This window comes from Mucilaginibacter sp. P4_G9 (assembly GCF_056400985.1).
Genome location: NZ_JBFUKF010000836.1, coordinates 1 through 960 on the forward strand (window position 1 = coordinate 1; position 960 = coordinate 960).

Consider the following 960-nt stretch of genomic DNA (forward strand, 5'->3'; position numbering starts at 1 on the left):
GCGCTAATAGTGTTCATAAAACCAAGGTTGCCTTCCGGGAAGGGAGGATTAGTATTATCATTACCTGAACCCGCGGCTTTTGCGGGTTTAAGCATTTGCAAAAAGGTATTTTTTTGGGTAGTGTAAACGGTAAACGAAGCTTGTTTATTTTCAACAGTAACCCAATATACTTCTGCGTGATAGCCTTTAAACTCCGGATAGTTCCAGCTTTCACCGGTTATGGTATTGTTATAGTTTTTGTGCCAAACGCCAAATTGCTGACCTTTCATCCTGTTTTTCCAAACATGATACGGGCCGCGTCCCTCCCATCGCATGCCGGTTATCAGCTCTTCAGGGTAGTTAAAGGTGATCCCTGAAAAATCAAATTCCCCTTGCCGGCTAAACTGGTAGTCAAGCTTAACTGGTTTACCCGAATGGAATATCCATTTTACATTAAATTGCGGGCCTCCCTCATATAACGGCTCCACTATATAATCTTCGCCCGAGGCATAATGGTTTAGCTTTTTAAGGGTATGTTTCACACCTGCCAACACCGGCCCGTCTTTTAAATCAATGACCGATTTTGGTGTTACCACCTTTTGCAGGTAGCCTGTTTTAGTATCAAAAAAATAATTGATGCCATCGGTATTAATAACCAGGCTGCTATCCTGCTCCAACGCTGTTGGTTTGGAGGCGCTTTGTGCGCTAAATTTTACTGGCTCGCTTCCGGGCGATTTTAACGGCCAGCTCCAGGTAAATATCTCTTTGTTATCCAGCCCTTTACCGGTTAAATAAAGTACATCGCTATTTCGCCAGTTTGCAGGCAAATTAACCTGCAAATAACCTTTGCTGCCAGGTTCAAGATTAATGGGAGCTACATTTCCTGATGCATTAATTTTACCCTCAAGATCGCCATTGCCAGGCAATGGCAGGGATACCAGCTTCCACTTAAAAGTGCATTTATTAAGATTGGTATAGAGG

At 43.1% G+C, this 960-nt stretch carries 1 protein-coding gene; it reads right to left on the bottom strand.

Annotated features, from left to right (window positions below; all coding sequences use genetic code 11):
• Nucleotides 1–960 (bottom strand): beta-galactosidase small subunit-related protein (locus AC1DPZ_RS28015; protein WP_477409708.1); only part of this gene is annotated, 960 nt, incomplete at both ends.